At 63.5% G+C, this 22502-nt stretch carries 24 protein-coding genes and 1 tRNA gene; 9 read left to right on the forward strand and 16 right to left on the reverse strand.

Translation table 11 applies throughout. The features are described 5' to 3' along the window. Positions 1 to 112 precede the first annotated feature (112 nt). The 8 genes from AC1DW2_RS29680 to AC1DW2_RS29715 form a co-directional block, all read right to left on the reverse strand. Positions 113 to 1711, reverse strand: coding sequence for a caspase family protein (locus AC1DW2_RS29680; RefSeq protein WP_477007794.1), 1599 nt, complete (start codon positions 1709 to 1711; stop codon positions 113 to 115). A gap of 217 nt (positions 1712 to 1928) precedes the next feature. Continuing rightward, complete coding sequence (locus AC1DW2_RS29685; RefSeq protein WP_085403070.1) at positions 1929 to 3377, reverse strand: ammonium transporter; 1449 nt, start codon at positions 3375 to 3377, stop codon at positions 1929 to 1931. A 37-nt stretch (positions 3378 to 3414) separates the two neighbouring features. Beyond that, positions 3415 to 3753 (reverse strand): P-II family nitrogen regulator, encoded by a 339-nt coding sequence (locus tag AC1DW2_RS29690; protein WP_008142813.1) that lies wholly within the window; start codon positions 3751 to 3753, stop codon positions 3415 to 3417. Between the two features lie 392 nt (positions 3754 to 4145). After that, positions 4146 to 4748, reverse strand: coding sequence for an ATP-dependent Clp protease proteolytic subunit (locus tag AC1DW2_RS29695; protein WP_354241289.1), 603 nt, complete (start codon positions 4746 to 4748; stop codon positions 4146 to 4148). 42 nt (positions 4749 to 4790) lie between these two features. After that, positions 4791 to 5147 carry an SRPBCC family protein gene (locus tag AC1DW2_RS29700; RefSeq protein ID WP_135213952.1) on the reverse strand — a complete coding sequence of 119 codons (357 nt, stop codon included), beginning with the start codon at positions 5145 to 5147 and terminating at the stop codon, positions 4791 to 4793. 12 nt (positions 5148 to 5159) lie between these two features. Next, complete coding sequence (locus AC1DW2_RS29705; RefSeq protein WP_014490770.1) at positions 5160 to 5474, reverse strand: ArsR/SmtB family transcription factor; 315 nt, start codon at positions 5472 to 5474, stop codon at positions 5160 to 5162. Positions 5475 to 5517: 43 nt separating this feature from the next. Next, positions 5518 to 6819 (reverse strand): ammonium transporter, encoded by a 1302-nt coding sequence (locus AC1DW2_RS29710; RefSeq protein WP_063980296.1) that lies wholly within the window; start codon positions 6817 to 6819, stop codon positions 5518 to 5520. A gap of 133 nt (positions 6820 to 6952) precedes the next feature. After that, positions 6953 to 7291 carry a P-II family nitrogen regulator gene (locus AC1DW2_RS29715; RefSeq protein ID WP_008142802.1) on the reverse strand — a complete coding sequence of 113 codons (339 nt, stop codon included), beginning with the start codon at positions 7289 to 7291 and terminating at the stop codon, positions 6953 to 6955. Between the two features lie 238 nt (positions 7292 to 7529). Here AC1DW2_RS29715 and AC1DW2_RS29720 point away from each other — a divergent pair, with 238 nt between their 5' ends. Continuing rightward, entirely contained in the window at positions 7530 to 8441 is a 912-nt protein-coding gene (locus tag AC1DW2_RS29720) for a DUF4339 domain-containing protein (RefSeq protein ID WP_477007795.1), read from the forward strand. A gap of 37 nt (positions 8442 to 8478) precedes the next feature. Here AC1DW2_RS29720 and tesB read toward each other — a convergent pair whose 3' ends face one another. After that, a complete protein-coding gene (gene tesB, locus AC1DW2_RS29725) occupies positions 8479 to 9342 on the reverse strand; it encodes an acyl-CoA thioesterase II (protein ID WP_477007818.1) in 864 nt (287 codons plus the stop codon). 216 nt (positions 9343 to 9558) lie between these two features. Here tesB and AC1DW2_RS29730 point away from each other — a divergent pair, with 216 nt between their 5' ends. Continuing rightward, positions 9559 to 10779, forward strand: coding sequence for a ubiquinone biosynthesis hydroxylase (locus AC1DW2_RS29730; protein WP_477007796.1), 1221 nt, complete (start codon positions 9559 to 9561; stop codon positions 10777 to 10779). Between the two features lie 112 nt (positions 10780 to 10891). Here AC1DW2_RS29730 and AC1DW2_RS29735 read toward each other — a convergent pair whose 3' ends face one another. Both AC1DW2_RS29735 and AC1DW2_RS29740 read right to left on the reverse strand, forming a co-directional pair. Continuing rightward, positions 10892 to 11089 carry a Trm112 family protein gene (locus AC1DW2_RS29735; RefSeq protein ID WP_011083431.1) on the reverse strand — a complete coding sequence of 66 codons (198 nt, stop codon included), beginning with the start codon at positions 11087 to 11089 and terminating at the stop codon, positions 10892 to 10894. Between the two features lie 122 nt (positions 11090 to 11211). Then, positions 11212 to 11742, reverse strand: a complete 531-nt coding sequence (locus AC1DW2_RS29740) for a TetR/AcrR family transcriptional regulator (protein WP_135213948.1) — start codon at positions 11740 to 11742, stop codon at positions 11212 to 11214. A gap of 105 nt (positions 11743 to 11847) precedes the next feature. Between AC1DW2_RS29740 and AC1DW2_RS29745 the strand changes: the two genes are divergently transcribed. From AC1DW2_RS29745 to AC1DW2_RS29755, 3 genes are all read left to right on the forward strand, one after another. Beyond that, positions 11848 to 12198: a hypothetical protein gene (locus tag AC1DW2_RS29745; RefSeq protein WP_085403062.1), complete on the forward strand. Its 351-nt coding sequence runs from the start codon at positions 11848 to 11850 to the stop codon at positions 12196 to 12198. Positions 12199 to 12418: 220 nt separating this feature from the next. After that, entirely contained in the window at positions 12419 to 12697 is a 279-nt protein-coding gene (locus AC1DW2_RS29750; RefSeq protein ID WP_135213946.1) for a PepSY domain-containing protein, read from the forward strand. A 44-nt stretch (positions 12698 to 12741) separates the two neighbouring features. Further along, positions 12742 to 13335 carry a cytochrome b/b6 domain-containing protein gene (locus tag AC1DW2_RS29755; protein ID WP_193560868.1) on the forward strand — a complete coding sequence of 198 codons (594 nt, stop codon included), beginning with the start codon at positions 12742 to 12744 and terminating at the stop codon, positions 13333 to 13335. Positions 13336 to 13524: 189 nt separating this feature from the next. Here the strand turns inward: AC1DW2_RS29755 and AC1DW2_RS29760 are convergent, their stop codons facing one another. Next, positions 13525 to 14202, reverse strand: coding sequence for an LON peptidase substrate-binding domain-containing protein (locus AC1DW2_RS29760; protein ID WP_135213945.1), 678 nt, complete (start codon positions 14200 to 14202; stop codon positions 13525 to 13527). Between the two features lie 104 nt (positions 14203 to 14306). Beyond that, positions 14307 to 15230 (reverse strand): thioredoxin, encoded by a 924-nt coding sequence (gene trxA / locus AC1DW2_RS29765; protein WP_167767935.1) that lies wholly within the window; start codon positions 15228 to 15230, stop codon positions 14307 to 14309. A 274-nt stretch (positions 15231 to 15504) separates the two neighbouring features. Here trxA and AC1DW2_RS29770 point away from each other — a divergent pair. The 4 genes from AC1DW2_RS29770 (at position 15505) to AC1DW2_RS29785 (ending at position 19098) form a co-directional block, all read left to right on the forward strand. After that, positions 15505 to 15579: transfer RNA gene (locus AC1DW2_RS29770), tRNA-Gly, on the forward strand. A gap of 76 nt (positions 15580 to 15655) precedes the next feature. Then, positions 15656 to 16642, forward strand: coding sequence for an NAD-dependent epimerase/dehydratase family protein (locus tag AC1DW2_RS29775; RefSeq protein WP_477007797.1), 987 nt, complete (start codon positions 15656 to 15658; stop codon positions 16640 to 16642). Positions 16643 to 17021: 379 nt separating this feature from the next. Beyond that, the gene (locus AC1DW2_RS29780) at positions 17022 to 18302 is read left to right on the forward strand and encodes a PQQ-dependent sugar dehydrogenase (RefSeq protein ID WP_085403055.1); all 1281 of its coding nucleotides are present in this window, start codon (positions 17022 to 17024) and stop codon (positions 18300 to 18302) included. Between the two features lie 202 nt (positions 18303 to 18504). Continuing rightward, positions 18505 to 19098, forward strand: coding sequence for a c-type cytochrome (locus AC1DW2_RS29785; protein ID WP_135213942.1), 594 nt, complete (start codon positions 18505 to 18507; stop codon positions 19096 to 19098). A gap of 209 nt (positions 19099 to 19307) precedes the next feature. Here the strand turns inward: AC1DW2_RS29785 and panE are convergent, their stop codons facing one another. From panE to AC1DW2_RS29800, 3 genes are all read right to left on the reverse strand, one after another. After that, positions 19308 to 20231: a 2-dehydropantoate 2-reductase gene (gene panE, locus AC1DW2_RS29790; protein ID WP_135213941.1), complete on the reverse strand. Its 924-nt coding sequence runs from the start codon at positions 20229 to 20231 to the stop codon at positions 19308 to 19310. Positions 20232 to 20354: 123 nt separating this feature from the next. After that, positions 20355 to 20963, reverse strand: coding sequence for a 2-hydroxychromene-2-carboxylate isomerase (locus AC1DW2_RS29795; protein WP_135213940.1), 609 nt, complete (start codon positions 20961 to 20963; stop codon positions 20355 to 20357). 107 nt (positions 20964 to 21070) lie between these two features. Further along, on the reverse strand, positions 21071 to 22420 hold the full coding sequence (locus tag AC1DW2_RS29800) for an MATE family efflux transporter (RefSeq protein WP_477007798.1): 1350 nt from the start codon (positions 22418 to 22420) through the stop codon (positions 21071 to 21073). Between the last annotated feature and the right edge of the window lie 82 nt (positions 22421 to 22502).

Raw genomic sequence — 22502 nt, forward strand, 5'->3', positions numbered from 1 at the left:
TGTGGTCGATATTTCTGCGCCGGCAATCTGAAATGGCAATCTATTTCTTTTGCGCAACGGTCAAAAAGAACATGGCGTTCTCGATGGGAAGGCTGCGGAGAATGCCTTACGCCTATCGCTTGGCGATGCCGCAGCCGTTGAAAGCTCGACTTCTCCAGCATCCGCTGCTCATGCATTCCGCTTCCTGCCGCACGCAGAAGGTTGAGCCACAATTGGGCTGGCCGCCAAAACTGACGCAAGCCACCGCGCAATTTCTGCGCATCGTGGAGCAGCTCATCCCGTTGCCGCCCGGCGCGGCCTGTCCGCCGTCGCGCCGATCGGAAGGCGCAGCAGCCGCATTGTCATTGCGCTTTGCGGCGCGCTTCGGGTCGGGCTGCCTCCGCTCGGATTCTCCGCTTGGCGCTGATACCTTTGAAAAGTCGTAGCGACACGGCCAATAGGTTTCCGTGCGGACCCCAGCCCCTTTGGAAGCCTTCAGTTCGAGCACGATCTTGTATCGATAGGACGAGCCCGCGGCGCGATTCAGCGGATCCTTGTCGCCAATGATACCGTTGACGGAGATAGTGCTGTTGCCGTCCGCTTCGATCTTGCCGTCATAACTCACAGAGCCGGGCTTGCCCTCGTCCCCGAGCACCGTGTGCAGCACTCCTTCCTTGATGCGAAAGACATATTGGCGATGGGCTTCCGGAAAAGGCGGTTTGCTCTCGCAGCTTTCGTTGGCGATCCAGGTTCCGTCGAAAGTCGTCGGGCGCTTTGCGCTGTCGATGGATTTCGACAGCAGCTCGATGCGGTATTTCGCCAGGTCTGCAAAGGCGCAGGACGGGAAGCGAAGCAGATGATCCTTGAAGGCCGTGATGGTCCCGAGCGCGTCCGCACCGCGCCAATGGTCGGCGGCCTCTGCGCAAGGGTCAGTCCGAGGTGAAGATGGTGTCAGCGCCGCGGGTTCGGCTTTGCCATTGAGGTAAAACTCGCCGAAGAACGACAACGACAGCTCCGGGACCTGTGATCCCTTGGTGCGCTTGTAGACGCCGGCGCCGATGGTCTGGAACACTGTATTGATGTTGTCCCTGTCGCTGATGTGCTCCAGGAACGAGCTGGTATAGGGACTGTTGCGGCCCTTGCCGTCGTCGGCCGTGCGACCGGCCTGGGTCGCATAGGAGATGATGGTGCCCTCCGGGCTCTCCATCTTGGCCAGCCCGCGGCTGACGGTTACGCCGCGCCCCTGCCCGATGTTTCGCCGGAGCTCGTCCGCGAAGGGATTGTCGCGGCAGGCGTCGAGCACAAGGATGCGCAGGTTCTTGGCCTGCTGCAAATCCGCCAGGATCTCGTCGGCGCGCACCAGGCGCCGCAGATCAACCTCGTCGCGCACGACGGCATCGACGGGCACCAGATAGTTGACGCCTGCGAATTGCAGCGCGTGTCCGCTGTAATAGAACAGGGCGACGTCGGCGCCGCGGGCCTCGCGCGCAAAGCGAAGAACGGTGTCCTGCATGGCGGCCTGATCAAGATCGGTCGCGACCAGGGGCTCGAATCCCGATCGCTTCAGCGCCGCGCCGATGTCGGCCGCATCATTGGTCGGATTGGCGAGCGTGGGAACGTTCCGGTAGGCGCCGTTGCCAATCACCAGCGCAACGCGCTTGTCGGCCTTGGCGTCGAGGGCAGACAGGGCAAGCGACAGCAAACACAAAGCCACGAAACGCAACAGGCTCATGAGACCGTGCTCCGGACGGGAGCATGATATTCACCAGTTTCGGGACAATGCAATTTGGGCTTGGTGCAGGCGTGGCCGCTGCGACGATGCGGCGCGCCAAAAAGAAAGGGGCTCCAGCTTGCGCTGGAGCCCCTCAACGGTCGGGACATTGCCGGGTATGTGCCCCAAACCGTAGTTGTGGGCACGGCCCCCGCGGAGGCCGCGCCCGGGAGGAGAGTTACATGTTGTAGGCGCGCTCGGTGTGCTCGGTGATATCGAGGCCTTCACGCTCGGTCTCGACATTGGCGCGGAGGCCAACGATCACATCGACGACCTTGTAGAGGATCGCCGAACCGATGCCCGACCACACCAGCGTGGTGCAGACGCCCCAGAGCTGGGAGATCATCTGCGCCGCGAAGTCGTAATCGGCAACCTTCGGCGGGATCGCGGTGTAGTCGATGATGCCCGCACCACCCAGCGCCGGATTGACGAGGATGCCGGTGCCGAGGGCGCCGACGATGCCGCCGACGCAGTGCACGCCGAACACATCGAGGCTGTCATCGTAGCCGAGCGCGTTCTTCACGACGGTGCAGAAGAACAGGCAGACCACGCCGACCACGAGGCCGAGGACGATCGCACCCATCACGCCGGCGAAGCCGGCGGCAGGCGTGACGGCCACGAGGCCCGCGACAGCGCCGGAGATGACGCCGAGCACCGACGGGTGACCCTTCACGATCCACTCCGCGAACATCCACGACAGCGCGGCGGCCGCTGTGGCGACGAAGGAGTTGGTCATGGCGAGGGCTGCGCCGCCGTTGGCCTCGAGGTTGGAGCCGGCGTTGAAGCCGAACCAGCCGACCCAGAGCAGCGAGGCGCCGATCATCGACATGGTCAGCGAATGCGGAGCCATCAGCTCCTTGCCGTAGCCGACGCGCTTGCCGATCAGCAGAGCGCCGACGAGACCTGCGATGCCGGCGTTGATGTGCACCACGGTGCCGCCAGCGAAGTCGATCGCGCCCTTCTTGAAGATCCAGCCGGCGTCGGCGTTGATCTCGTCGAGCTTGGCCTGCGCCGCGGTCTTCGCAGCCGCATCAGTGGCAGCAGCGAGTGCCTTGGCAGCGTCCTGGATCATGTCCGGGCCGGGCCAGTACCAGACCATGTGCGCGATCGGGAAGTAGATCAGCGTGACCCAGAGCGGGATGAAGAGCGCGATTGCCGCGAACTTCATGCGCTCGGCGAAGGCGCCGACGATGAGGGCCGGCGTGATCGCCGCGAAGGTCATCTGGAAGCACATATAGATGAGCTCCGAGATGTTGGCGTCGACCGAGAAGGTCGCGGCCTTCGAGTCGGTGGTGACGCCCATCATGAAGGCCTTGGAGAAGCCGCCGATGAAGTCGGAGCCGCCGGTGAAGGTGAGGCTGTAGCCGTACACGGCCCAGATCACGGTGACGACGCAGACGGTGTAGAACACCTGCATCAGCACGGAGAGCATGTTCTTGGAACGGACGAGGCCGCCGTAGAACAGCGCGAGGCCGGGGATCGTCATCAACAGCACGAGCACTGTCGATGTCAGCATCCAGGCGTTGTCTCCCTTGTTGACCGTTGGCTCGGCATAGGCCGCGGTCGCAGCGAACATGCCGACTGCGAGAGCCGCCAATCCCGCGCCATAGGGACGCTTAAACGTCATTTTATTCACTCCTGATTGGTAAAGGTTGAGCGCGAAATCAAAGGGCCGCGGCATCGGCCTCGCCGGTGCGGATGCGAACCGCATGGTCGAGGTTGATGACGAAGATCTTGCCGTCGCCGATCTGCCCGGTTTTCGCGGCGGACGTGATGGCGTCGATGGTCTTGTCGACCTGGTCGGAGGCGACAGCGACCTCGATCTTGATCTTGGGCAGGAAGCTCACGGCGTATTCAGCACCGCGATAGATTTCCGTATGGCCTTTCTGGCGGCCATATCCCTTGACTTCCGTCACCGTGAGACCGTGAACGCCGATGGCGGTCAGGGCGTCACGGACTTCTTCCAGCTTGAATGGCTTGATAATCGCCATAACAATTTTCATGGGTCCTATCCCCGCTTGGCCCGGTCCGGACGTGGCCGGGCGTTTCTCGACTGGTTCGCCACGAGGGAGAAGTTCACTACGCGGGCACAGCCAGCACCCTTAGAATCAAATGCCGTGCCAGATCGGGCGCGTTGCCTAACGGACTATGAAAACGGGTGTTTTCGCGTTTGACGCGTGCTGCGGTGCAGTGCGCTATTACGTCGCGCTCAAAACGTGGTCACGCCTGATCAAAAAGCGGGCACGACAGGCTGTCGACACAATTGCTGCTCACGTGTCGGGCAGCACGAAGGTATTTAATTACAGAAGGGGACTGACAAAGGACCCCGCCGCCCTGCGAAATATCGAACCGGCCCTCGGCCTGCTCACTGGATGCGCGAAACCGGCCTGAATCGTCAGGCGGCCTCGCGCTCCGCAAAGACCCGGTCGATCAATCCCCATTCGACCCCTTGCTGCGCGGTCATGAAGTGGTCGCGGTCCAGGGTCCGTTCCACCTCCGCGTCGGTGCGCCCGCAATGCTGCGCGTAGAGCCGGGTGATGCGCCGCTTGGTCTCCTGCATTTCGTTGGCATGGATCAGGATGTCGGACGCCTGGCCCTGGAAGCCGCCGAGCGGCTGATGCACGTGAAGGCTCGCATTGGGCAGCGCGGCGCGGTGACCCGGCTCGCCGGCCATCAGCAGGAACGAGCCCATCGAGCGCGCGGTGCCCATGCACAGCGTATGAACCGGCGCCTTGATGAACTGCATGGTGTCGTACATGGCGAGACCAGAGGTGACCACGCCGCCATAGGAGTTGATGTAGAGATTGATAGGCCTGTTCGGATTCTCCGCCTCCAGGAACAACAATTGCGCGCACACCAGTCCGGACATCGCATCATTGACCTCGCCGTTGAGGAAGATGATGCGTTCGCGCAGGAGTCGCGAATAGATGTCGAAGGATCGCTCGCCGCGGGCGGATTGTTCGACGACCATAGGGACGAGCTGAAGCATGTCGCGCATTGGCGACCTCCATGTTTGCAGGTGACGAAGTCTTGTTGGTGTTTAAGCCGCCGCGCGCATCAGGCAGCAATTGCTGTTGGCCGGCTGCGGCAGCTTTGTTTGCTCTTCGCAGGCTTGCTGGATGATGCGGAAGCGTGTGCCGCCGTCCTCGTTCGGCTCGATCCGGAAGATGACGTGGCTCTCGCGAAACGGCGGCTCTGAATCGCGAAGTCGGTAGCGCACCTCTTCGCCTGCGATCGTTGATTCAGGCTCGGCGCCTGCAAGGTCGCAATCCGGCAACCAGCGCTCGCGCAAGGCCGGAATGGTCACGGCGCGCCAGACCTTTGCTGGCGGCGCATCGAAATCAAATTCAAGTACCAGGGCTTCGTCGGGACGATCAGGCTTCGCGGCGTCGCTCATTGATCCCAGTCCTTATTGATCCATGTCCTTGAGGAGATCGGCGAGTGCTTCCATGCGCTTCGGCCAGTAGGCACGGTAGCGCGCAAGCCATGTGCCGATGGCCACGATTCCGTCCGGGTCGACTTCGTAATTCACGAAGCGGCCCTGTCGCTGTTCGCGCACGAGGCCTGCCGCGCGCAGCACCGAAAGATGCTGCGACATCGCCGGCTGGCTGATCTCCAAACCGTCGCGCAAAGCGCTGGCATTCAGGCTTCCGCCGGCGAGCTTCTCAAAGACTTTTCGGCGCGTCGGGTCGGCCAGTGCCTTGAAGATGTCGGCTTCGATCATGCCAACACATAAGCATTTACTTATGTGTCGCGCAAGCCCCCGATTACTGAAGCGCTTCTCCGTGCTGCGAGATATCCAGTCCCTCCAGCTCGTGCTCACGGGATACGCGCAGGGGCACGAACAGGGAGACCAGCTTGAGCAGGACGAAACTCACGCCGGCCGCCCAGACGAAGGTGACGGCGACCCCGTAGAGCTGGATCAGCAATTGCTGCGGATGGCCCTCGATCAGGCCGGCGGTGCCGCCGATCGCGCTGGTCGCGAACACACCGGCCAGCAGCGTGCCGGTCAGGCCGCCGATGCCGTGGACGCCGAACACGTCGAGGGAATCGTCATAGTTGAAGCGGTGCTTGAGCCAGGTGCAGGCCCAGTAGCAGACCGCGCCGGCGACGATGCCGATGACGATGCCATGCCAGGGCGCAACGAAGCCCGAGGCCGGCGTGATCGTGCCGAGCCCCGCGACCGCGCCGGAGATCATGCCGAGCACCGACGGCTTGCGGCGGGTCGACCATTCGATCGCGCCCCAGGTCAGCGCGCCGGAGCAGGCCGCAAGATGCGTCGCGATGATCGCCAGCACCGCGCGCGAATTGGCCGCGCCTGCCGAGCCGCCGTTGAAGCCGAACCAGCCGACCCACAACAGGCCGGTGCCCATCACCGCGAGCGACAGATCGAACGGCGAGAGATTTTCGGTGCCGTAGCCGTGGCGGCGGCCCATCACCTTGGCGGCGACGAGGCCGGCGGTGCCGGCCGACAGATGCACGACGAGGCCGCCGGCGAAATCCAGCACGCCCATGCTGGCGAGGAAGCCGCCGCCCCACACCCAATGCGCCAGCGGAATGTAGACGAAGATGAACCAGGCGACCGAGAACACCAGATAGGCGGAGAATCGCATCCGGTCGGCGACCGAGCCCGCGACCAGCGCCACCGTGATGATGGCAAAGGTCATCTGGTACAGCATGAACAGCGCTTCCGGGATCGTCTTCGCCGCCGGGTTGACGCTGTCCATCGTCATGCCCGCGAGGAACCAGCGGTCGAGCGTTCCGATCCAAGGCCCGTCGCCGACGAAGCAGAGCGAATAGCCGAACGCCACCCAGAGGATCGAGATCATCGTCACCGCGGCGAGGCTCTGCGCCATGGTGGCGAGCACGTTCTTCTTGCGCACCATGCCGGAATAGAACAGCGCCAAGCCGGGGATCGTCATCATCAGCACCAGCGCGGTGGCGACGATCATCCAGGCGGTGTCGGCGGTGTTGATCTCGGAGCCCGCGGCGTATGCGGGCGCCGCAACAAACGTCACAAATCCGAGCGGCGCAGCCATAGCAGCTGCGCGGCGCAACAATCCCGCCATGTCATTCCCCCCGGCATCAATTGGCGTCGCACGCTGTGGCGTCGTTGCCCGGTGCGATCGAAGAAGGATCAAAGCGTTTTCGAGCGAAGTGGATACCGGTTCGCGTGAAGAAAACGCATCAAAACAAAAAACCTTAAAGCGCGTCGCTGTCGGTTTCGCCGGTGCGGATGCGCAGCGCGTGGTCGATCGGCGTGACGAAGATCTTGCCGTCGCCGATCTGCCCGGTGCGCGCCGTCGCGGTGATCACGGCGACCGCCTTGTCGGCGACGTCGGAGGCGACCGCGATCTCGATCCTCAGCTTCGGCAGGAAGTTCACGACATATTCCGCGCCGCGATAGATCTCGGTATGACCCTTCTGGCGGCCGTAGCCCTTCACCTCGGTCACGGTCATGCCGTGGACGCCGATCGCGGTCAGCGCCTGGCGGACTTCATCGAGCTTGAAGGGTTTGATGATCGCGACGACGAGTTTCATGGTCAGGCCTATTCCCCGGGGATGCGCCACGCCGTATGTCCCCGGCGCAGCGTCAATCTGGCATCTTTCCGGGCAAATGGCATAAAAAACTTGCAGACTGAAGCGGAAAAACGTTTGGCCATGTGAACCGCCGCCTCTGTACAGGGCATCCGTTCATCCTTCACAATGCGTTTTTGGCATGGATGCGGTGAACCGAAGCGTCCCGGCCGGTACAAAATATGTTTGAGGGGGACGCTTCATGGCGAGTTGGTTCTACGCATCCGAGGGCAAGCAACAGGGGCCCTATCCGGAAGGGCAATTCCGCGACCTGGTCGCGCAGGGAGTTGTGCGCCCGGATACGCTGGTGTGGTCCGAGGGCATGGCCGGCTGGCAGAAGGCCGCCGAAATCCCCGGCCTGATCGGCGGCGGCGGTGCGCCCCCGATGATGCCGGCCGGCGGTCCGCCGATGATGGGCTCCGGTGGTTACGCTGGCGCCGGCTACGCTGGTGGTGGCGGCGGCGGCGGAGGAGCGCTGGCGGTCGATTTCGGCATCCTCGAGTTCACCTGGCGCAGCATCGTGATGCTGATCGGCATGTGCCTCATCATTCCGGTGCCATGGGTGTTCGTCTGGTACACGAAATGGATCGTGTCCTGCGTGAAGGTGCCCGGCCGGCCCAATCTCAGCTTCACCGGCAATGCGATGACGCTGGTGCCCTGGTTCTTCGGCTTCATCGTTCTGGCGATCGCGATCGGCGTCATCGGCAGTGCGCTGCTCAGCAATCTGCTGTTCATCGCGCAGATCGTGCTCTACTGGCTGCTGATCAAATGGATGGTCGCGAACCTCGCCTCCAACGGGCAGCCGCTCGGGCTCAGCTTCTCCGGCTCAGCTTGGGCCTATATCGGCTGGAATCTGTTGTTCGCGATCTCGATCATCACGATCATCGGCTGGGCCTGGGTCGCCGCGGCGCAGATGCGCTGGTTCTGCCGCAGCATCGAAGGCACGCGCCGCGAGATCGTGTTCAAGGGCAGCGGTCTCGGCATTCTCTGGCGCGGCATCGTCGCCGCGATCCTGTCCAGCCTCATCATCCCGATCCCGTGGGTGTATCGCTGGATCATGAACTGGTTTGCATCGCAGACCGAGCTCGCGCCGCGCGGGTCGCTCGGAGCTTGATCGCAAATCCCAGGCGCGACGAACTCGCGCCTGGGCTCTAGGACTTGCGCTCGCGCACAGAACCTTCTTGCGCGACGGAGGCGACCAGCGTGCCGTCGGGCTTGAAGATCGAGCCGCGGGTCAAGCCGCGGCCGCCGCGTGCGTTCGGCGAATCCTGCGCGTAGAGCAGCCATTCGTCGGCGCGGAACGGGCGGTGAAACCACATCGCGTGGTCGAGGCTCGCCGGCATCATGCGCTTGTCGAACAGCGTGCGGCCGTAGCGTGCCATGATCGCGTCGAGCAGCGAAAAATCCGAGGCATAGGCCAGCGCGCACATGTGCAGCGCCGGATCGTCGGGCAACTTCGCCGCGGTCCTGATCCAGACGTGAATGCGGCCGTCCTCGATCTTCTGGCCGAAATAACGGCCGAGCTCGACCGGGCGCAGCTCGATCGGACGATCGGACTCGTAGTAGCGGCGGATGAACTCCGGCATCTCCTTGAACATCGGCTGCTTCGCCACCTCCTCCGCCGTCAGCTTTTCCGGCGGCGGCACGTCGGGCATCTTGTCCTGATGATCGAACGCGCTCTCCTCGTCGGCGTGGAACGACACCATGATCGAGAAGATCGCGTTGCCGTGCTGGATCGCGGTGACGCGACGGGTCGAATAGCTCTTGCCGTCGCGCAGGCGCTCGACCTGGTAGATGATCGGGATCTGCGGATCGCCCGGCAGGATGAAATAGCAATGCAGCGAATGCGGCAGCCGGCCCTCGACCGTGCGGCAGGCCGCAACCATCGCCTGCCCGATCACCTGGCCGCCGAACACCCGCTGCCAGCTCGTCTTCGGGCTGTTGCCGCGGAACAGATTCACCTCGAGCTGTTCGAGGTCGAGAATCGAGATCAGGTCGATCAGGCCTTTGGACATGATGGTGCTTTCGAAGGATCTCGTCATTCCCGGGCATCGCGACAGCGATGACCCCGGAATGACGAGCCGATAACCTCTGGATTCCGGGTTCGCGCCTGTGCGCGCTCCGGAATGACGGAATGAGGCAGTTCCGCCCTTGTTTCACCGCACTGTTTCGCCCACCTCAAGTCTGCTAGCAAGGCCTGGAAAAGCCGAAGTGTGAGCCAGGAATTTGGTATGCCGGTACAGGGTAGCATTGTCATTGGTGGCGGCGCGTTTGCCGGCCTCGCGCTGGCCCTGGCGTTGCGCCAGGGGCTCGGGCCCGAGATTCCCGTCATCGTCGCCGACCCCGCGCTCGCGACCCGTCCGAGCCGCGACCCGCGCGCGACCGCGATCGTGGCCGCCTGCCGCCGCCTGTTCGAGGCCATCGACGCCTGGGACGCCGTCAGGGGCGAGGCGCAGCCGATCCTCGACATGGTCGTCACCGATTCAAAGCTGGAAGACGCCACCCGTCCGGTTTTTCTGAACTTTGCCGGCGATGTCGCGCCCGGCGAGCCCTTTGCGCACATGATCGAGAACCGCCGTTTGATCGACGCGCTGGTGGTGCGGGCCGAGGCCGAGGGCATCGATCTCCGCGCCACGACGGTCGCGTCCTATGACGCGCGCCCGGAAGGCGTCGACGTGACGCTTGGCGACGGCAGCGTGATTGCGGCAAGCCTGCTGGTCGCCGCCGATGGCGCGCGGTCGAAACTGCGCGAGCGCGCCGGTATCGTCACCCATGGCTGGGAGTACGATCAATCCGGCATCGTCGTCACCGTCGGCCATGAGCGCGATCACGACGGCCGCGCCGAGGAGCACTTCCTGCCCGCGGGTCCCTTCGCGATCCTGCCGCTCTCGGGAAAACGATCCTCGCTAGTGTGGACCGAGCGCCGCAGCGAAGCCGCGCGCATCATCGCGTTGAGCGACGAGGAGTTCCACGGCGAGCTCGAGCGCCGGTTCGGCCTGCATCTCGGCGAGGTCAAGGCGCTCGACAAGCCGCGCGCGTTCCCGCTGTCCTATTTCGTGGCGCGCTCCTTCATCGCCGAGCGTCTCGCGCTGGTCGGCGATTCCGCGCATGTCATCCATCCGATCGCGGGCCAGGGCCTCAACATGGGGCTGAAGGATGTCGCAGCACTGGCCGAAGTCGTGGTCGATGCCGCGCGGCTCGGCATGGATCTCGGCGGCGTCGACGTGCTCGAACGTTATCAGCGCTGGCGCCGCTTCGACACCATGGCGATGGGCGTTGCCACCAACTCGCTGAACTTCCTGTTCTCCAACCAGTCGACGCTGCTGCGCACGGTGCGCGACATCGGCCTCGGCCTCGTCGACCGCGCCCCGCCGCTGAAGAACCTCTTCATCCGCCAGGCCGCCGGTTTGACCGGTGAGATCCCGCGGTTGCTGAAGGGTGAGGCGTTGTAGGAGTTCGCGCTGCGTCTTCGTAGCCCGGATGGAGCGCAGCGCAATCCGGGGCCGCCGTATCGTCAGCGCGAAGTCCCGGATTTCGCTGCGCTCCATCCGGGCTACAAGAACCTCAATCGATCTTGCGCGCCTCTTCCGGCAGCATGATCGGGATGCCGTCGCGGATCGGGTAGGCGAGCTTGGCGCTGCGCGAGATCAGCTCCTGCTTTGCGGAATCGAACTCCAGCGGACCCTTGGTCAGCGGGCAGACCAGGATCTCCAGCAATTTGGGATCGACGCTGGTTTCGGGGCGTTCGGTGGGAGCGTTCATTGTGGTCTCCGAAGATCGCTTGCCTCTAGCACAGAAAATCGCGGTCGCCCATTGCGCCAACAGAGCGTTTTCGAGCGAAGTGGGTACCGGCTCGCATAAAGAAAACGCGTCAAAACAAGAATCTAGGCAGAGACCATCCGCATGATCTCGTCGACCAGGCCCGGGAGCCGTGCCGCCGGCACCGGCGTGCCCGACAAGGCAAAGCCCAGGAATGTCCAGTACAGGATCTGCGCGCGCGCCTGCGCCTTCGCCGGCTCAAGCCCCCGCATCGCAAGCAGCGTCTCGATATAGTCGATCCTGCGGCGGTCGATCGCGCGGACCGCGCCTTGCGCGGCCGTATCGAACGCCGCCCAGCTGCGCACGGCGCGCTCCAGGTCGAGCCGGGCGCCAAAGGATCTCCGCAGCAGCGCCTTCAGCGGCTCGTCGCCGGCGGCCTCGACATCGGCGATGATCTGTTCGGCCGCGATCTCGCGCCAGCGCTTCAGGACTTCAGCGTGGAACGCGCCGAGATCGGCGAAATGCCAATAGAAGCTGCCGCGCGAGACGCCCATGGCCCTTGCGAGCGGGTCGGCTTTCAGGGCCGTGAAGCCGTTCTTGGCCAGCGCCTTCAGGCCCTGTTTGATCCAGTCGTCGGCGGAGAGTTGTTCGGTCATGACCGGTTCCGGAATTGGCCATACACTAGTGTATTGACAGGCGGCGGGCCAGCGCCTATCTCACCATACACAACTGTATGGACGAAGCTTCAGGGAGCTGTGCCGATGCGTGATCTCTTGCTCCAGTGCTCCGGCGTCGTGGCCATTGCCGTAGCCCTCATCCATGGCGTTCTCGGCGAGACCAAGGTCTTTGCCCGCGCCCGCATCGAGCCGGAACGGCTCCGCACCCTGATTCGCCTGGTCTGGCAGGCCTCGACCGTCGCCTGGATCGGCGGCGGCGTGCTCCTGATCGCGGCGCCCTGGATGGAATCGGAGCTGGCGCGCCGCTGGATCGTCGTCACCATGGTCTGTGTGTTCGGCTTCTCGGCTGTCGCCAACGCGTGGGCCACGCGCGGCCGGCATTTCGGCTGGATGGCGCTCAGTGCCGTCGTTGCGATGGCGGTTGCCGGCTATTGAGGTGCCGCGCACAGAATGCCGGCCGTCAAACCGTGAGGCGTAAGGCCGCAGCGGCCGTTCAAATGCGTGCTGCCTACGGAGCCAACTGATCTTTTCCGGATCGTTAGAATAACTCTAAAGCCATCTGCGTCCAAACCGGATTGACTTCATCATCTCCTTTGCTTCCTTCGGTCCCGCTTCGCGGCTCCGCGCAGCGCCCACGACAGAGGAGGAGACGTTCGTGAAGGTCATTCGTGTAGTTGCCATTGCACTGACGATCGGAATTGGCATGGGATCGGCGGCCATGGCCGACGGGTTCAAGGACTGCACCAAGCTCGACAAGGCGTCGTGGAAGCCGGCCGCCGAAGCCGAAGCCAAGGCCAAGGCGCTGGGTTACGAAGTGCGGCGCTCCAAGATCGAAGGCTCGTGCTATGAGGTCTACGGCGTCAAGGAAGGCAAGCTCTACGAGCTGTTCTACAGCCCGGAAGATCTTAGCCTGAAGAAGACGGTTGCCAAGTAGGGTTTCAAGCAAGGTATTGAGCAAGGCTTGAGGATAGTCACGGCTTGATCGAAGAAGCGGTGCCAGAAACGCGCGGGGGGGCCGACAGGACCCCCGCGGATCGAACCGCCTCGCGGACGATCTCGGTCTGGGACCTCCCGCTACGCCTCTGGCACTGGGCCCTCGCGGCTTGCGTTCTGGCCGCCTGGTTCACCCCGACCGTCTATGACGGGCTTCACCGCATCCTCGGCTATACGGTGCTCGGGCTCCTGGCCTTCCGCCTCGCCTGGGGTTTCCTGGGAAGCCGCTATTCACGCTTCCGCATGGTCGGCGTCAGGCTTCGTGCCGCGCCAGGTTATCTCTGGAACCTGCGCCGCGGCATGACGGGCCGCTACATCGGTCTCAACCCCGCCGGGACGTTGATGCTGGTGGCGCTGCTGTTGTCGCTCGCCGTCTCGACCATCACCGGCGCGATGTCGGTGACCGTGACCTTCTTCGGCGTCTGGTGGGTCGAGGACACCCACCATTATTCATCGGATGCGGTCATTGTCCTGGTCGTGCTGCACGTCGCGGGCGTGGTGATGATGGGGATCCTCCAGCGCGAGAACCTGATCCGCGCGATGATCACGGGACGCAAGCGCATCCGCAGTCACCTCTGAACGTTCGTTGCCGGTCACAGCACAAATTGTTCACGATCGGCAGCCGGCAATCCGACGTCCTCTCCCGCAAATGCTCGGCAATTCGAATTGCGCAGGCAGCGTTACCAGCCGATGCCTGCCTCTGACGTCGCCAGAATGCTGCGGCGAGGTGCCGGAGCAGCCGTCCGCGCTGCCTGAGCATTCAGCCCCTCACTGCAACGGCGGATCGCCGCTGGTGCGCTTCTTGGCGAGATCCATCTCGGTCACCGCGATCAGGATTTCGGCGCGGGTCTTCAAATCCGGCGCCTCCAGCATGGCCTGCTTTTCCGCGGGGCCATAGGGCGACATCATCGCCAGTGCGTTGACGAGCGCCTCATTGGGCGCGCTCTCGACGCCTTCCCAGTCGACCTTGAGATTGTTGGCCTTCAGGAAATCCGCCAGCACGGTCAACAGCGCCTCGCGATCGACCTCGTCCTCGCCCATGCGCGCGGTGAAGTCGTCGACGAAGGTGAAGAAGTCCACCTTGCACTGGCGGTAGGCGGTCAGCACTTCAAGCTCCTTGACCACCTTGAAGCGCGAGACGCCGGTGAGCTCGAGGAGGTAGCGGCCGTCGCCGGATTCGGCCAGCTGGGTGATGCGGCCGACGCAGCCGACGCGGAACAGCGCCGGCCTGTCGGAATTCTTCGGCGAGTGCGCGACGTCGGGCTGGATCATGCCGATCAGGCGATGGCCGTCGCGCAAGGAATCGTCGACCATCGAAAGGTAACGCGGCTCGAAGATGTTGAGCGGCATCTGGCCGCGCGGCAGCAAAAGCGCGCCCGGCAGCGGAAATACCGGAATGATCTCCGGCAGGTCGGCGGGGCCGCGATATTCGATGTTGATCGGCATCTGGACCCCGCTAGACTCGCTAGAGCATGATCCGGACCCGGAGGGCCGCGTTAGCGCAAAGTGTGAAGCGGCTTTCCGACAAGATCATGCTCCAACAATAACCCTTACGAAAACAGGATCGTCGACAAGCGCTTTCGTCCCTCGATGGTAGCATCATCCGTGCCACCCCAGGCCTCGAAGAATTGCACGAGCTGCTTGCGGGCGCCGTCGTCGTTCCACTTGCGGTCGCGCTTGATGATCGCCAGCAACTGCTCGGTGGCCGCCGCCCGGTTGCCTTGCGCATTCAGCGCGGTCGCAAGGTCGAAGCGAGCCTGATGATCGAGCGGGTTTGCGGCGACTTTCTGTTCCAGCTCGGCCACCGGCCCCAGCTGCTCCGCCTGCTCGGCGAGATCGATCGCGGTCTGCACGGCTTTCACGGCGGGGTCGTTGCGCTTCGATTCCGGCACCATCGCCAGCGTCTGCTTGGCCTGCTCCATCGCGCCGGAGACGGCGTAGCATTTCGCGAGTCCGGCAAGGGCCGCGATGTTGGTCGAATCGTGCTGCAGCACCTCGGCATAGATCTGCGCGGCGGCGGCGGCGTCCCCCTCGGCGAGCACCGCCTCGGCCTCTTGCAGGATCTCGGCGATATTGGGCTCGCCCGGCGCCGTCACGCCCTTGGTCACCTTTTCGATGAAGGCGTTGACCTGGCTCTCCGGCACTGCGCCCATGAAGCCGTCGGCCGGCTGGCCGTTGACGAAGGCGATCACGGCCGGGATCGACTGGATGCCCATCTGGCCCGGGATCGCCGGATGCTGGTCGATGTTCATCTTGACCAGCTTGACCTTGCCCTTGGCCGCCTTGACCGCCTTTTCCAGCACGGGCGTGAGCTGCTTGCAGGGGCCGCACCACTCCGCCCAGAAGTCGATCAGAACCGGCTGGCGCTTCGATTCCTCGATGACGTCCTTCACGAAGGTCTGGGTGGTGGTGTCCTTGATCAGATCGGCCGCGGCCGCGCCCGCCGCTCCGTTACCCTGGTCGATGATCGTCACGGGATCCCCTCGTCTGATGTCTGGAATGGCGGCTCTTTAGCACGTCGCCAAATCATATGCTTCGTTGTCGGCTCCTAGATTGGGCCGAATGGGCCGAATTTCAATCCATCAGGGCCGATTCGCCGGTTCCGGGACGTTTTCGGGCGATTTGGCCGCGTTCGGGGTCCATATGGCCCTTCAATTGCGAATCTCTGCTGCCGGTAGCTGTTGCATTCGCCGTCCGCTTTTGGCATACGACAGCCGTTGCCGGCGCGTCATGCGACCGACACAGGATGCGGGTGTAGCTCAGTGGTAGAGCACGACCTTGCCAAGGTCGGGGTCGAGGGTTCGAGCCCCTTCGCCCGCTCCAATTTTTCCCAAAGCATCCAGCCAAACCGGGTCGGGCCGTGGTTTTCCACGCCGCTGGCGGCTGTATTGGGTCTCAAATGACAATACTGGTCACGGGCAGCGCGGGCCACCTTGGGGAGGCCGTTCTCCGTATGCTCCGGGGACGCAGTTTCCCCGCGCGTGGAATCGATCTGAAGCCATCGCCCTTCACCGATGCCGTCGGCTCGATCGTCGATTCCGACTTCGTGCGGCGCCGGATGGAGGGCGTCACCGCCGTGATCCACACCGCGACGCTGCACAAGCCGCATGTGGCGACCCACGGCAAACAGGATTTTGTCGACACCAACGTCACCGGCACGCTCAATCTGCTCGAGGCAGCGGTCGCCGCCGGCGTGAAGAGCTTCGTCTTTACCAGCACCACCAGCGCGTTCGGCTCGCAGCTCCGGCCGGAGGCAGGGCAGGCTGCGGTGTGGGTCACCGAGGATCTGGCGCCGGTGCCGAAGAACATCTACGGCACGACGAAGCTGATGGCCGAGACGCTGTGCGAGCTGTTCTTTCGCGAGCGCGGCCTGCCCGTCGTGATCTTGAGGACCTCGCGCTTCTTCCCTGAGGACGATGACGATCCGGCGATGCGCTCGGCTTACCCGCTGGACAACGTACAGGCCAATGAGCTGCTCTATAGACGGCTGGATATAGCGGACGCGGTGAGCGCCCATCTCCTCGCCGTCGAGCGCGCGCCGAAGATCGGTTTTGCCCGTTACATCATCTCCGCGACGAGCCCGTTCGAGCCCCGTCATCTCGCGGCGCTCGCGCGCGACGCGGCCGGTGTCGTGCGCGAGCTCTACCCGGATTGCGCGCAGCTCTATGCGGCGCGCGGATGGCGGCTATTCCCCGAGATCGACCGCGTCTATGTCAACGACCGTGCGCGGCACGAGCTGGGCTGGCGGCCCGAATTCGACTTCGCGCATGTCCTGAACAGCCTGTGCGAGGGCACGGATTTTCGCAGCACGCTGGCACGCGAGATCGGGTCGAAAGGCTATCACGACACGGTATTCGACGACGGACCCTATCCCGTCGCCTCGTAATCGCCGTCTTTGCCGTTTTGCTCGATGCATCAAATGTCTGTCCGGCGTCACTGGGAGCAGACCGGGCTAAGCCGTTCTACTGTGCATGGGGTTGTTTTCGCAATTTTGTGCGACCGCCCCTCCTGCTGCCTGCAAATCAGTCACGCGTTATTTTGATTCCGCGTTGCAGCGAGACCGTTGTCGGCGCCGTGCAAATCTTCGTGGCATTCAGTCTCAATTTCTATTGAGTCTGACTGCAGTGCTCCCGACGCGCTTCTCACCGTCCGCAGATGTGCTAACCTTTTTGCGTCTGTCGTCCTGACAGACTCCGAACTTCGCCTCTCGACTAGCAAAACAAAATAACGTGCAGCCCTGACGGCTGCCTTAGGGGAGTGACGTGATGAAATTCCATCAATCCGTCTTTCAATCCGTCCTGGCGCTTGCAGCGGTTGCCCTTCTCGCGGGGACAAGCGCAGTCAGCGCGCAACAGCAGGACAAGAACCGCCAGCTGAAGAAATACGAGTCCGGCACCAAGGAGTTCTGGACCCATCCGCCGGATGACTGGTTCCTCGGCGACGAGACCGAGGCGCAGAAGGGCCTCGCGCCGCCGTCGGGCCCGCCGACCGGCGCGTCGGAGGCCGAGCTCGCCGCGATGATGAAGAAGATCAAGCTGCCGGCCGGCTTCAAGATCGAAGTCTATGCGCCCGGCGTTCTCGCCGCGCGGCAGATGGCCTGGGGTGACAAGGGCACGCTGTTCGTTGGCTCGTTCGGCCTCGGCAACGTCTATGCCATCAAGGACAACAACGGAAAGAAAGAGGTCAAGACCATCCTGAAGGGGCTGAACATGCCCACCGGTCTCGCCTTCAAGGATGGCGCGCTCTACGTCATCGCGGTCGACAAGCTGATCCGTTACGACAACGCCGAAGCCAATCTCGACAAGCTCGGTGACGGCAAGGTCGTCTATGATGACATGCCCTCCTATGCCGCGCATGGCTGGAAGTACATCGCGGTCGACAAGGAAGGCTGGTTCTACCTGCCGTTCGGACCGCCCTTCAACGTCGGCGTGCCCCCGACCAGTGTCTCGCAGATCCGCCGCGTCGATCCCAAGACCGGCAACGCCGAAATCTATGCGCTCGGCGTTCGCAACTCGGTCGGCGGCGACGTCGATCCGCGCACCGGCAAATATTGGTTCACCGAGAACGCGCGCGACTGGATCAGCGACGATCTGCCCTCAGACAAGCTGAACATGATCTCGAAGATCGGCGAGCATTTCGGCTATCCCTACTGCCACCAGGGCGACCTGCTGGATACGAAGTTCGCGATGGGTCACAAGTGCTCCGAGTTCACGCCGCCCGTGCTGAACCTCGGCGCGCATGTCGCTCCGCTCGGTATGAAGTTCTATACCGGCGATCAATTCCCCGCCGAGTACAAGAATAACATCCTGATCGCCGAGCACGGCTCCTGGAATCGTCACAAGTACCAGGGCGGCAATATCACGCGCGTGATCGTCGGCCCCGACGGCAAGAACGCCAAGAAGGAGGTGTTCGCCTCCGGTTGGATCGAGGGTGACCAGGGCTATCTCGGCCGTCCCAACGACATCATCCTCGCCAAGGACGGCTCGATCCTCGTTGCCGACGATTGGGCCGGCGCKATCTACCGCATCAGCTACAGCAAGAAGTAGCGTAAGACGACACGAGGCTGCGACCGGACGACGGTCGCAGCCTCTTTTGTTTGTGACAGGCTTGCAGCGGAACGCGTTCGTCATGCCCGGACTTGATCCGGGCATCCATCAAACGAGAAACCTCTTTGCAAACGGGATGGATTGCCGGGCCTACGCCAAGCAGGCGGGTCAAGCCCGGCAATGACAGCCGGAGAAATCAGCCATGCGAGTCGTTCGGTTTGGAATTCTGTCTGTGACGCTATCGCTCGCAGCACTTGCAATCGTCCGTGCTCAGGCCGCCGATAATGCCGCGATCCAGGAGAAGGCCGCCGTCTGCTCCGGCTGTCACGGCGAGAACGGCATCTCGCAGACGGAGAACATCCCCTCGCTGGCCGGCCAGCCCGATCAATTCATCCAGTGGCAGCTCGTGTTCTTCCGCGCCGGCTCGCGCAAGAACGACCAGATGCAGCCGATCGCCGAGGAGATCACCAACGAGGACATCCGCAATTTCGGCGCCTACTTCGCGCAGATGACGCCGCCGAAGGCCGCGGAAGACGCGGATCCGGACCTGTCGAAAAAAGGCGCGCAAGTTGCCGTCGGCCGCCGCTGCGCCTCGTGCCATACGGATAGCTTTGCCGGCACCAAGGCCGTCGCGCGGCTCGCCGGCCAACGCGAGGAATACCTGGTCAAGGCACTGCACGACTACAAGAGCAGCCAGCGCGTCGGCGGCGGTGGCGCTGCGATGGCCGATGTCGCCTATCACATGAGCGATGAGGAAATCACCGCCGTCTCGCACTATCTCGCGTATTTCAAGTAACGCGGAGTCGTTGCGGCAAACGCCGCTGTCGTCCCGGGGCGCGACGAAGTCGCGAGCTACGATGCGCAATTGCGCATCTGAGGACCCATAGCCGCAGGATCAAGTTTGGCGAAGACTCGTGGTGACCAGCTCGCGTCATAACCACTCCCTGTGGTTATGGGTCCCGGGCTCGCGCTCTGCGCGCCCCGGGACGACAGCAAAGTTTGGAGCTACCCCGCCCGCTGCCTCTCATACGCCTTCAGATGCGTATACGCGATGCGCAGCTTCGGCACCGGCACCTTGGCGGCGTCGGCGCGCGCGATGAGGTCGCCAATGACGTGATCGGCCTCGACCGGCAGGCCCGCCTTGATGTCGCGGAACATGGATGCCGTCATCGGCGATCCCTCGGTGGTGAGGTTGCCCTTCACGCGCTCGAAGAACGGGCCGCCCGGCGTGTAGCCCGACGCGGTGGCGATCGCGCTGGTCTCGTCCAGCATGCCGAGCAAAAAGTCTCGGCCGCCGGGGGCCGCGAGGATGTTGCCGACGGAGGTGCGCATCAGGCTGGTGCTTGCGGCGAGCGAAGACAGGAACACCCACTTCTCCCACATGTCCTGCATGATGTTCTGGCTGGCGGCGGCGCCATTGATGCCGCTCTTGAAGGCCTCGTCGATCGCCTTTACCCGGTCCGAGAGTTTGCCGTCGCGCTCGCCGTAACTGAGCGACTGCATCGGCTGGAGCTGCACCACTTCGCGCTTCTCGTTCAGGGTTGCCGCGATGGCGCAGAGGCCGCCGAGCACGCGCTCCTTGCCGAATTTTTCGTCGAGCGTGTCGAGATGCTTCATGCCGTTGAGCATGGGAATGATCGCCGTATCAGGGCCGACCGCGGCCGCGAACGACTTGATGGCGTCGTCGAGGTCGAACGCCTTGCAGCTCAAGAGCACGACGTCGAACTTTCCCTTGAGCGCGTCGGCCTGAACGGTCGGCGGATTCTTCAGCGTCACGTCGCCGCTCGGGCTCTTGATGACGAGGCCGGCGCTCGCGAGCTCGCCGGCGCGCCGCGGCCGGACCAGGAAGGTGACGTCGCGGCCGGCCTGTAACAGCCTGCCACCAAAGTAGCCGCCGATGGCGCCGGCGCCGACCACGAGGATACGCATGGGAGAACTCCGTTCTTATTCTTGGCTTTATACTTGGCTTTATTTTTGGCGGATGGCGATTAGGAAGTAGCGAATAGCAGGCGCGATTTCCACTCGCTATTCGCTACGCGCCATTCGCGCGCTTCACTTTCCCGACACCATCTCCTCGACCTCGCGCAGCTGCTCCTTGCCGAAGAACATCTCGTTACCGACGAAGAAGGTGGGCGAGCCGAACGCACCGCGGGCAACGGCGTCCTCGGTGTTCTTGATCAGCTTGCCCTTGACCTCGGGCTCCTGGGCGCGCGCGAACAGTTTATGGGCATCGAGGCCGGAGGATGCCAGTGCCTTCGCCGCGACTTCCGGGTCGTCCATCTTCTTCGGCTCGCGCCACATGTGGTGGAAGGCGGCCTCGACATATTTTTCGAACACGCCCTCGGCCTGTGCCGCGATCGCGGTACGCATCAGGTTCAGCGTGTTGACCGGGAAGAACGGATTCATGACATAGGGCGGGACCTTGAAGCGCTTGACGAAGCGCTCGGTCTCGACCGCCTGGAATTCGCGCTTGTTCTTGATGCCGGCGAGCGTCTCGGCCGGCGACTTGTTGTTGGTCGACTTGAAGATGCCGCCGAGCAGGATCGGCACGTACTCGAATTTGACGCCGACGCGCTGCTCGATCGCCGGGATCGCAAGATGACTGAGATAGGCGTTCGGGCTGCCGAAATCGAACAGGAATTGCGGGGCTGTGCGGGTCAAAATCGTTCTCCCTGACCTGGCTTTTGATCTGGCTTTTCATCCATTGTGGCGCAGCGCGCGCCACGGGTCCACCGTTTAATGATGGTCATAATATCTTGATGATCCGGTCAGATCAGACGCCGGATCGCGCGCCTGCGCCACACCGTGAGGTAATAGCCCATCTGCAAAACGAACATGGCGCAGAACACGATCGGATAGGCGGCCCACACACCTTTCAGGCCGATCGTGCGGCTCAGGATCACAGCGGCCGGCAGCTCGATTGCGACAATGGCGAAGATCGACAGCAGCATTGGCGTCAAGGCGACGCCGGCCGCGCGCATGGCTCCGGAAAACACGGTGGCCAGGCCGAACGGCACCGAGCTCCACAGCGCGATGTGAAGCAGTCCCCCGGCGAGGTCGAGTACGGCACTGTCGGTGATGAAGAGTCCGAGCACGGCCCGCGGCGCCAGATAGATCAGCCCCACCAGCCCGCCGGTCAGGACGATGTTGAACATGAGGCCGGTGCGCACGATGCCATCGAGCAGCGTCCTGTTGCCGCCGCCGATGGCCTGTGCGCCGAGGATCGAGACCGCGATCGAAATCGACATTGCCGTGAACTGCGTGTAGCCCATCACCTGGTTGACCGCGCCATACGCGGCGGTGGCATCCGATCCAAAGCCGTTGACGAGCCCGAGCAGCACGAGCTCTGCGATCGCCATCACCACCATGCCGACTGCGCTCGGCAGTCCGATGCCGAGGATCTTTCCGAGCACGGCACGATTGAGCCGCAGATGACGCAGCAGCGCGGCATCGGGTGCCAGTGCATGCTTCGTCCGCAGCAGATAGAGGGCCAGCGCGAGCAGCGTCAGCGCGTTGGCAATCGCTGCCGCCCAGGCTGGGCTGGTGATTCCCGCGGCAGGCAATCCGAACGCGCCGCGGATCAGTATCGGCGTCAGGATCAGTCCGATGGTGGTCGACAAGGCCAGCGCCAGCAGCGGCGTCACGGCGTCACCGACGCCGCGGATCATCGCCGTCATCAGCAGGAAGACGAAGCCGAGCGGCATGGTGAGCAGCATGATGCGCGCATAGGCACTGGCCTGGTCGAGGATGTCCGCTGGCGTCGCGAGCATCGTCATTAGTTGCCGGCTGAAGAAGCCGCCGACCAAAGCAACCGAAAGCGAGAGCAGCAGGCCGATCGCGAGCGTCGTGCCGACGACGATCCTGATCCTGCCATGCTCGCCAGCGCCAAAGGCCTGGCCGATCAGCACAGTGGCGCCGGTGCTCAGGCCCATGACGAAGGCGAACAGGAAGAACATCACCGGGAAGAACGCCGACACCGCTGCGAGTGCGTCGACGCCGATCATCTGGCCGAGATAGACGTTGCTGACGGTCCCGAACAGCGATTGCAGCGCGTTGCTCAGCACCAGCGGTGCGAGGAAGCGGAGGAATGTCGTCCAGAGCGGTTTTGGCGCGGACATGGATAGGCCTTTCATCAGGGCGTGCGAAGCCGTTGCCGCGCGATGCACGCGCGGCTTGGCCGTCGATGGGGTGAGAGAAGTG

Source organism: Bradyrhizobium sp. P3_C3 (genome assembly GCF_056402655.1).

Coding starts and splice junctions, on each gene's coding strand:
- AC1DW2_RS29715 (WP_008142802.1), bottom strand. CDS start 7,291: ATGAAACTCGTCGTCGCGATCATCAAACCCTTCAAGCTCGATGAAGTC.
- AC1DW2_RS29760 (WP_135213945.1), bottom strand. CDS start 14,202: ATGCCGATCAACATCGAATATCGCGGCCCCGCCGACCTGCCGGAGATC.
- AC1DW2_RS29690 (WP_008142813.1), bottom strand. CDS start 3,753: ATGAAAATTGTTATGGCGATTATCAAGCCATTCAAGCTGGAAGAAGTC.
- AC1DW2_RS29695 (WP_354241289.1), bottom strand. CDS start 4,748: ATGCGCGACATGCTTCAGCTCGTCCCTATGGTCGTCGAACAATCCGCC.
- tesB (WP_477007818.1), bottom strand. CDS start 9,342: ATGTCCAAAGGCCTGATCGACCTGATCTCGATTCTCGACCTCGAACAG.
- panE (WP_135213941.1), bottom strand. CDS start 20,231: ATGCGTATCCTCGTGGTCGGCGCCGGCGCCATCGGCGGCTACTTTGGT.
- AC1DW2_RS29745 (WP_085403062.1), top strand. CDS start 11,848: ATGCGTGATCTCTTGCTCCAGTGCTCCGGCGTCGTGGCCATTGCCGTA.
- AC1DW2_RS29730 (WP_477007796.1), top strand. CDS start 9,559: ATGCCGGTACAGGGTAGCATTGTCATTGGTGGCGGCGCGTTTGCCGGC.
- AC1DW2_RS29775 (WP_477007797.1), top strand. CDS start 15,656: ATGACAATACTGGTCACGGGCAGCGCGGGCCACCTTGGGGAGGCCGTT.
- AC1DW2_RS29785 (WP_135213942.1), top strand. CDS start 18,505: ATGCGAGTCGTTCGGTTTGGAATTCTGTCTGTGACGCTATCGCTCGCA.
- AC1DW2_RS29705 (WP_014490770.1), bottom strand. CDS start 5,474: ATGATCGAAGCCGACATCTTCAAGGCACTGGCCGACCCGACGCGCCGA.
- AC1DW2_RS29740 (WP_135213948.1), bottom strand. CDS start 11,742: ATGACCGAACAACTCTCCGCCGACGACTGGATCAAACAGGGCCTGAAG.
- AC1DW2_RS29710 (WP_063980296.1), bottom strand. CDS start 6,819: ATGGCGGGATTGTTGCGCCGCGCAGCTGCTATGGCTGCGCCGCTCGGA.
- AC1DW2_RS29720 (WP_477007795.1), top strand. CDS start 7,530: ATGGCGAGTTGGTTCTACGCATCCGAGGGCAAGCAACAGGGGCCCTAT.
- AC1DW2_RS29800 (WP_477007798.1), bottom strand. CDS start 22,420: ATGTCCGCGCCAAAACCGCTCTGGACGACATTCCTCCGCTTCCTCGCA.
- AC1DW2_RS29735 (WP_011083431.1), bottom strand. CDS start 11,089: ATGAACGCTCCCACCGAACGCCCCGAAACCAGCGTCGATCCCAAATTG.
- AC1DW2_RS29680 (WP_477007794.1), bottom strand. CDS start 1,711: ATGAGCCTGTTGCGTTTCGTGGCTTTGTGTTTGCTGTCGCTTGCCCTG.
- AC1DW2_RS29685 (WP_085403070.1), bottom strand. CDS start 3,377: ATGACGTTTAAGCGTCCCTATGGCGCGGGATTGGCGGCTCTCGCAGTC.
- AC1DW2_RS29700 (WP_135213952.1), bottom strand. CDS start 5,147: ATGAGCGACGCCGCGAAGCCTGATCGTCCCGACGAAGCCCTGGTACTT.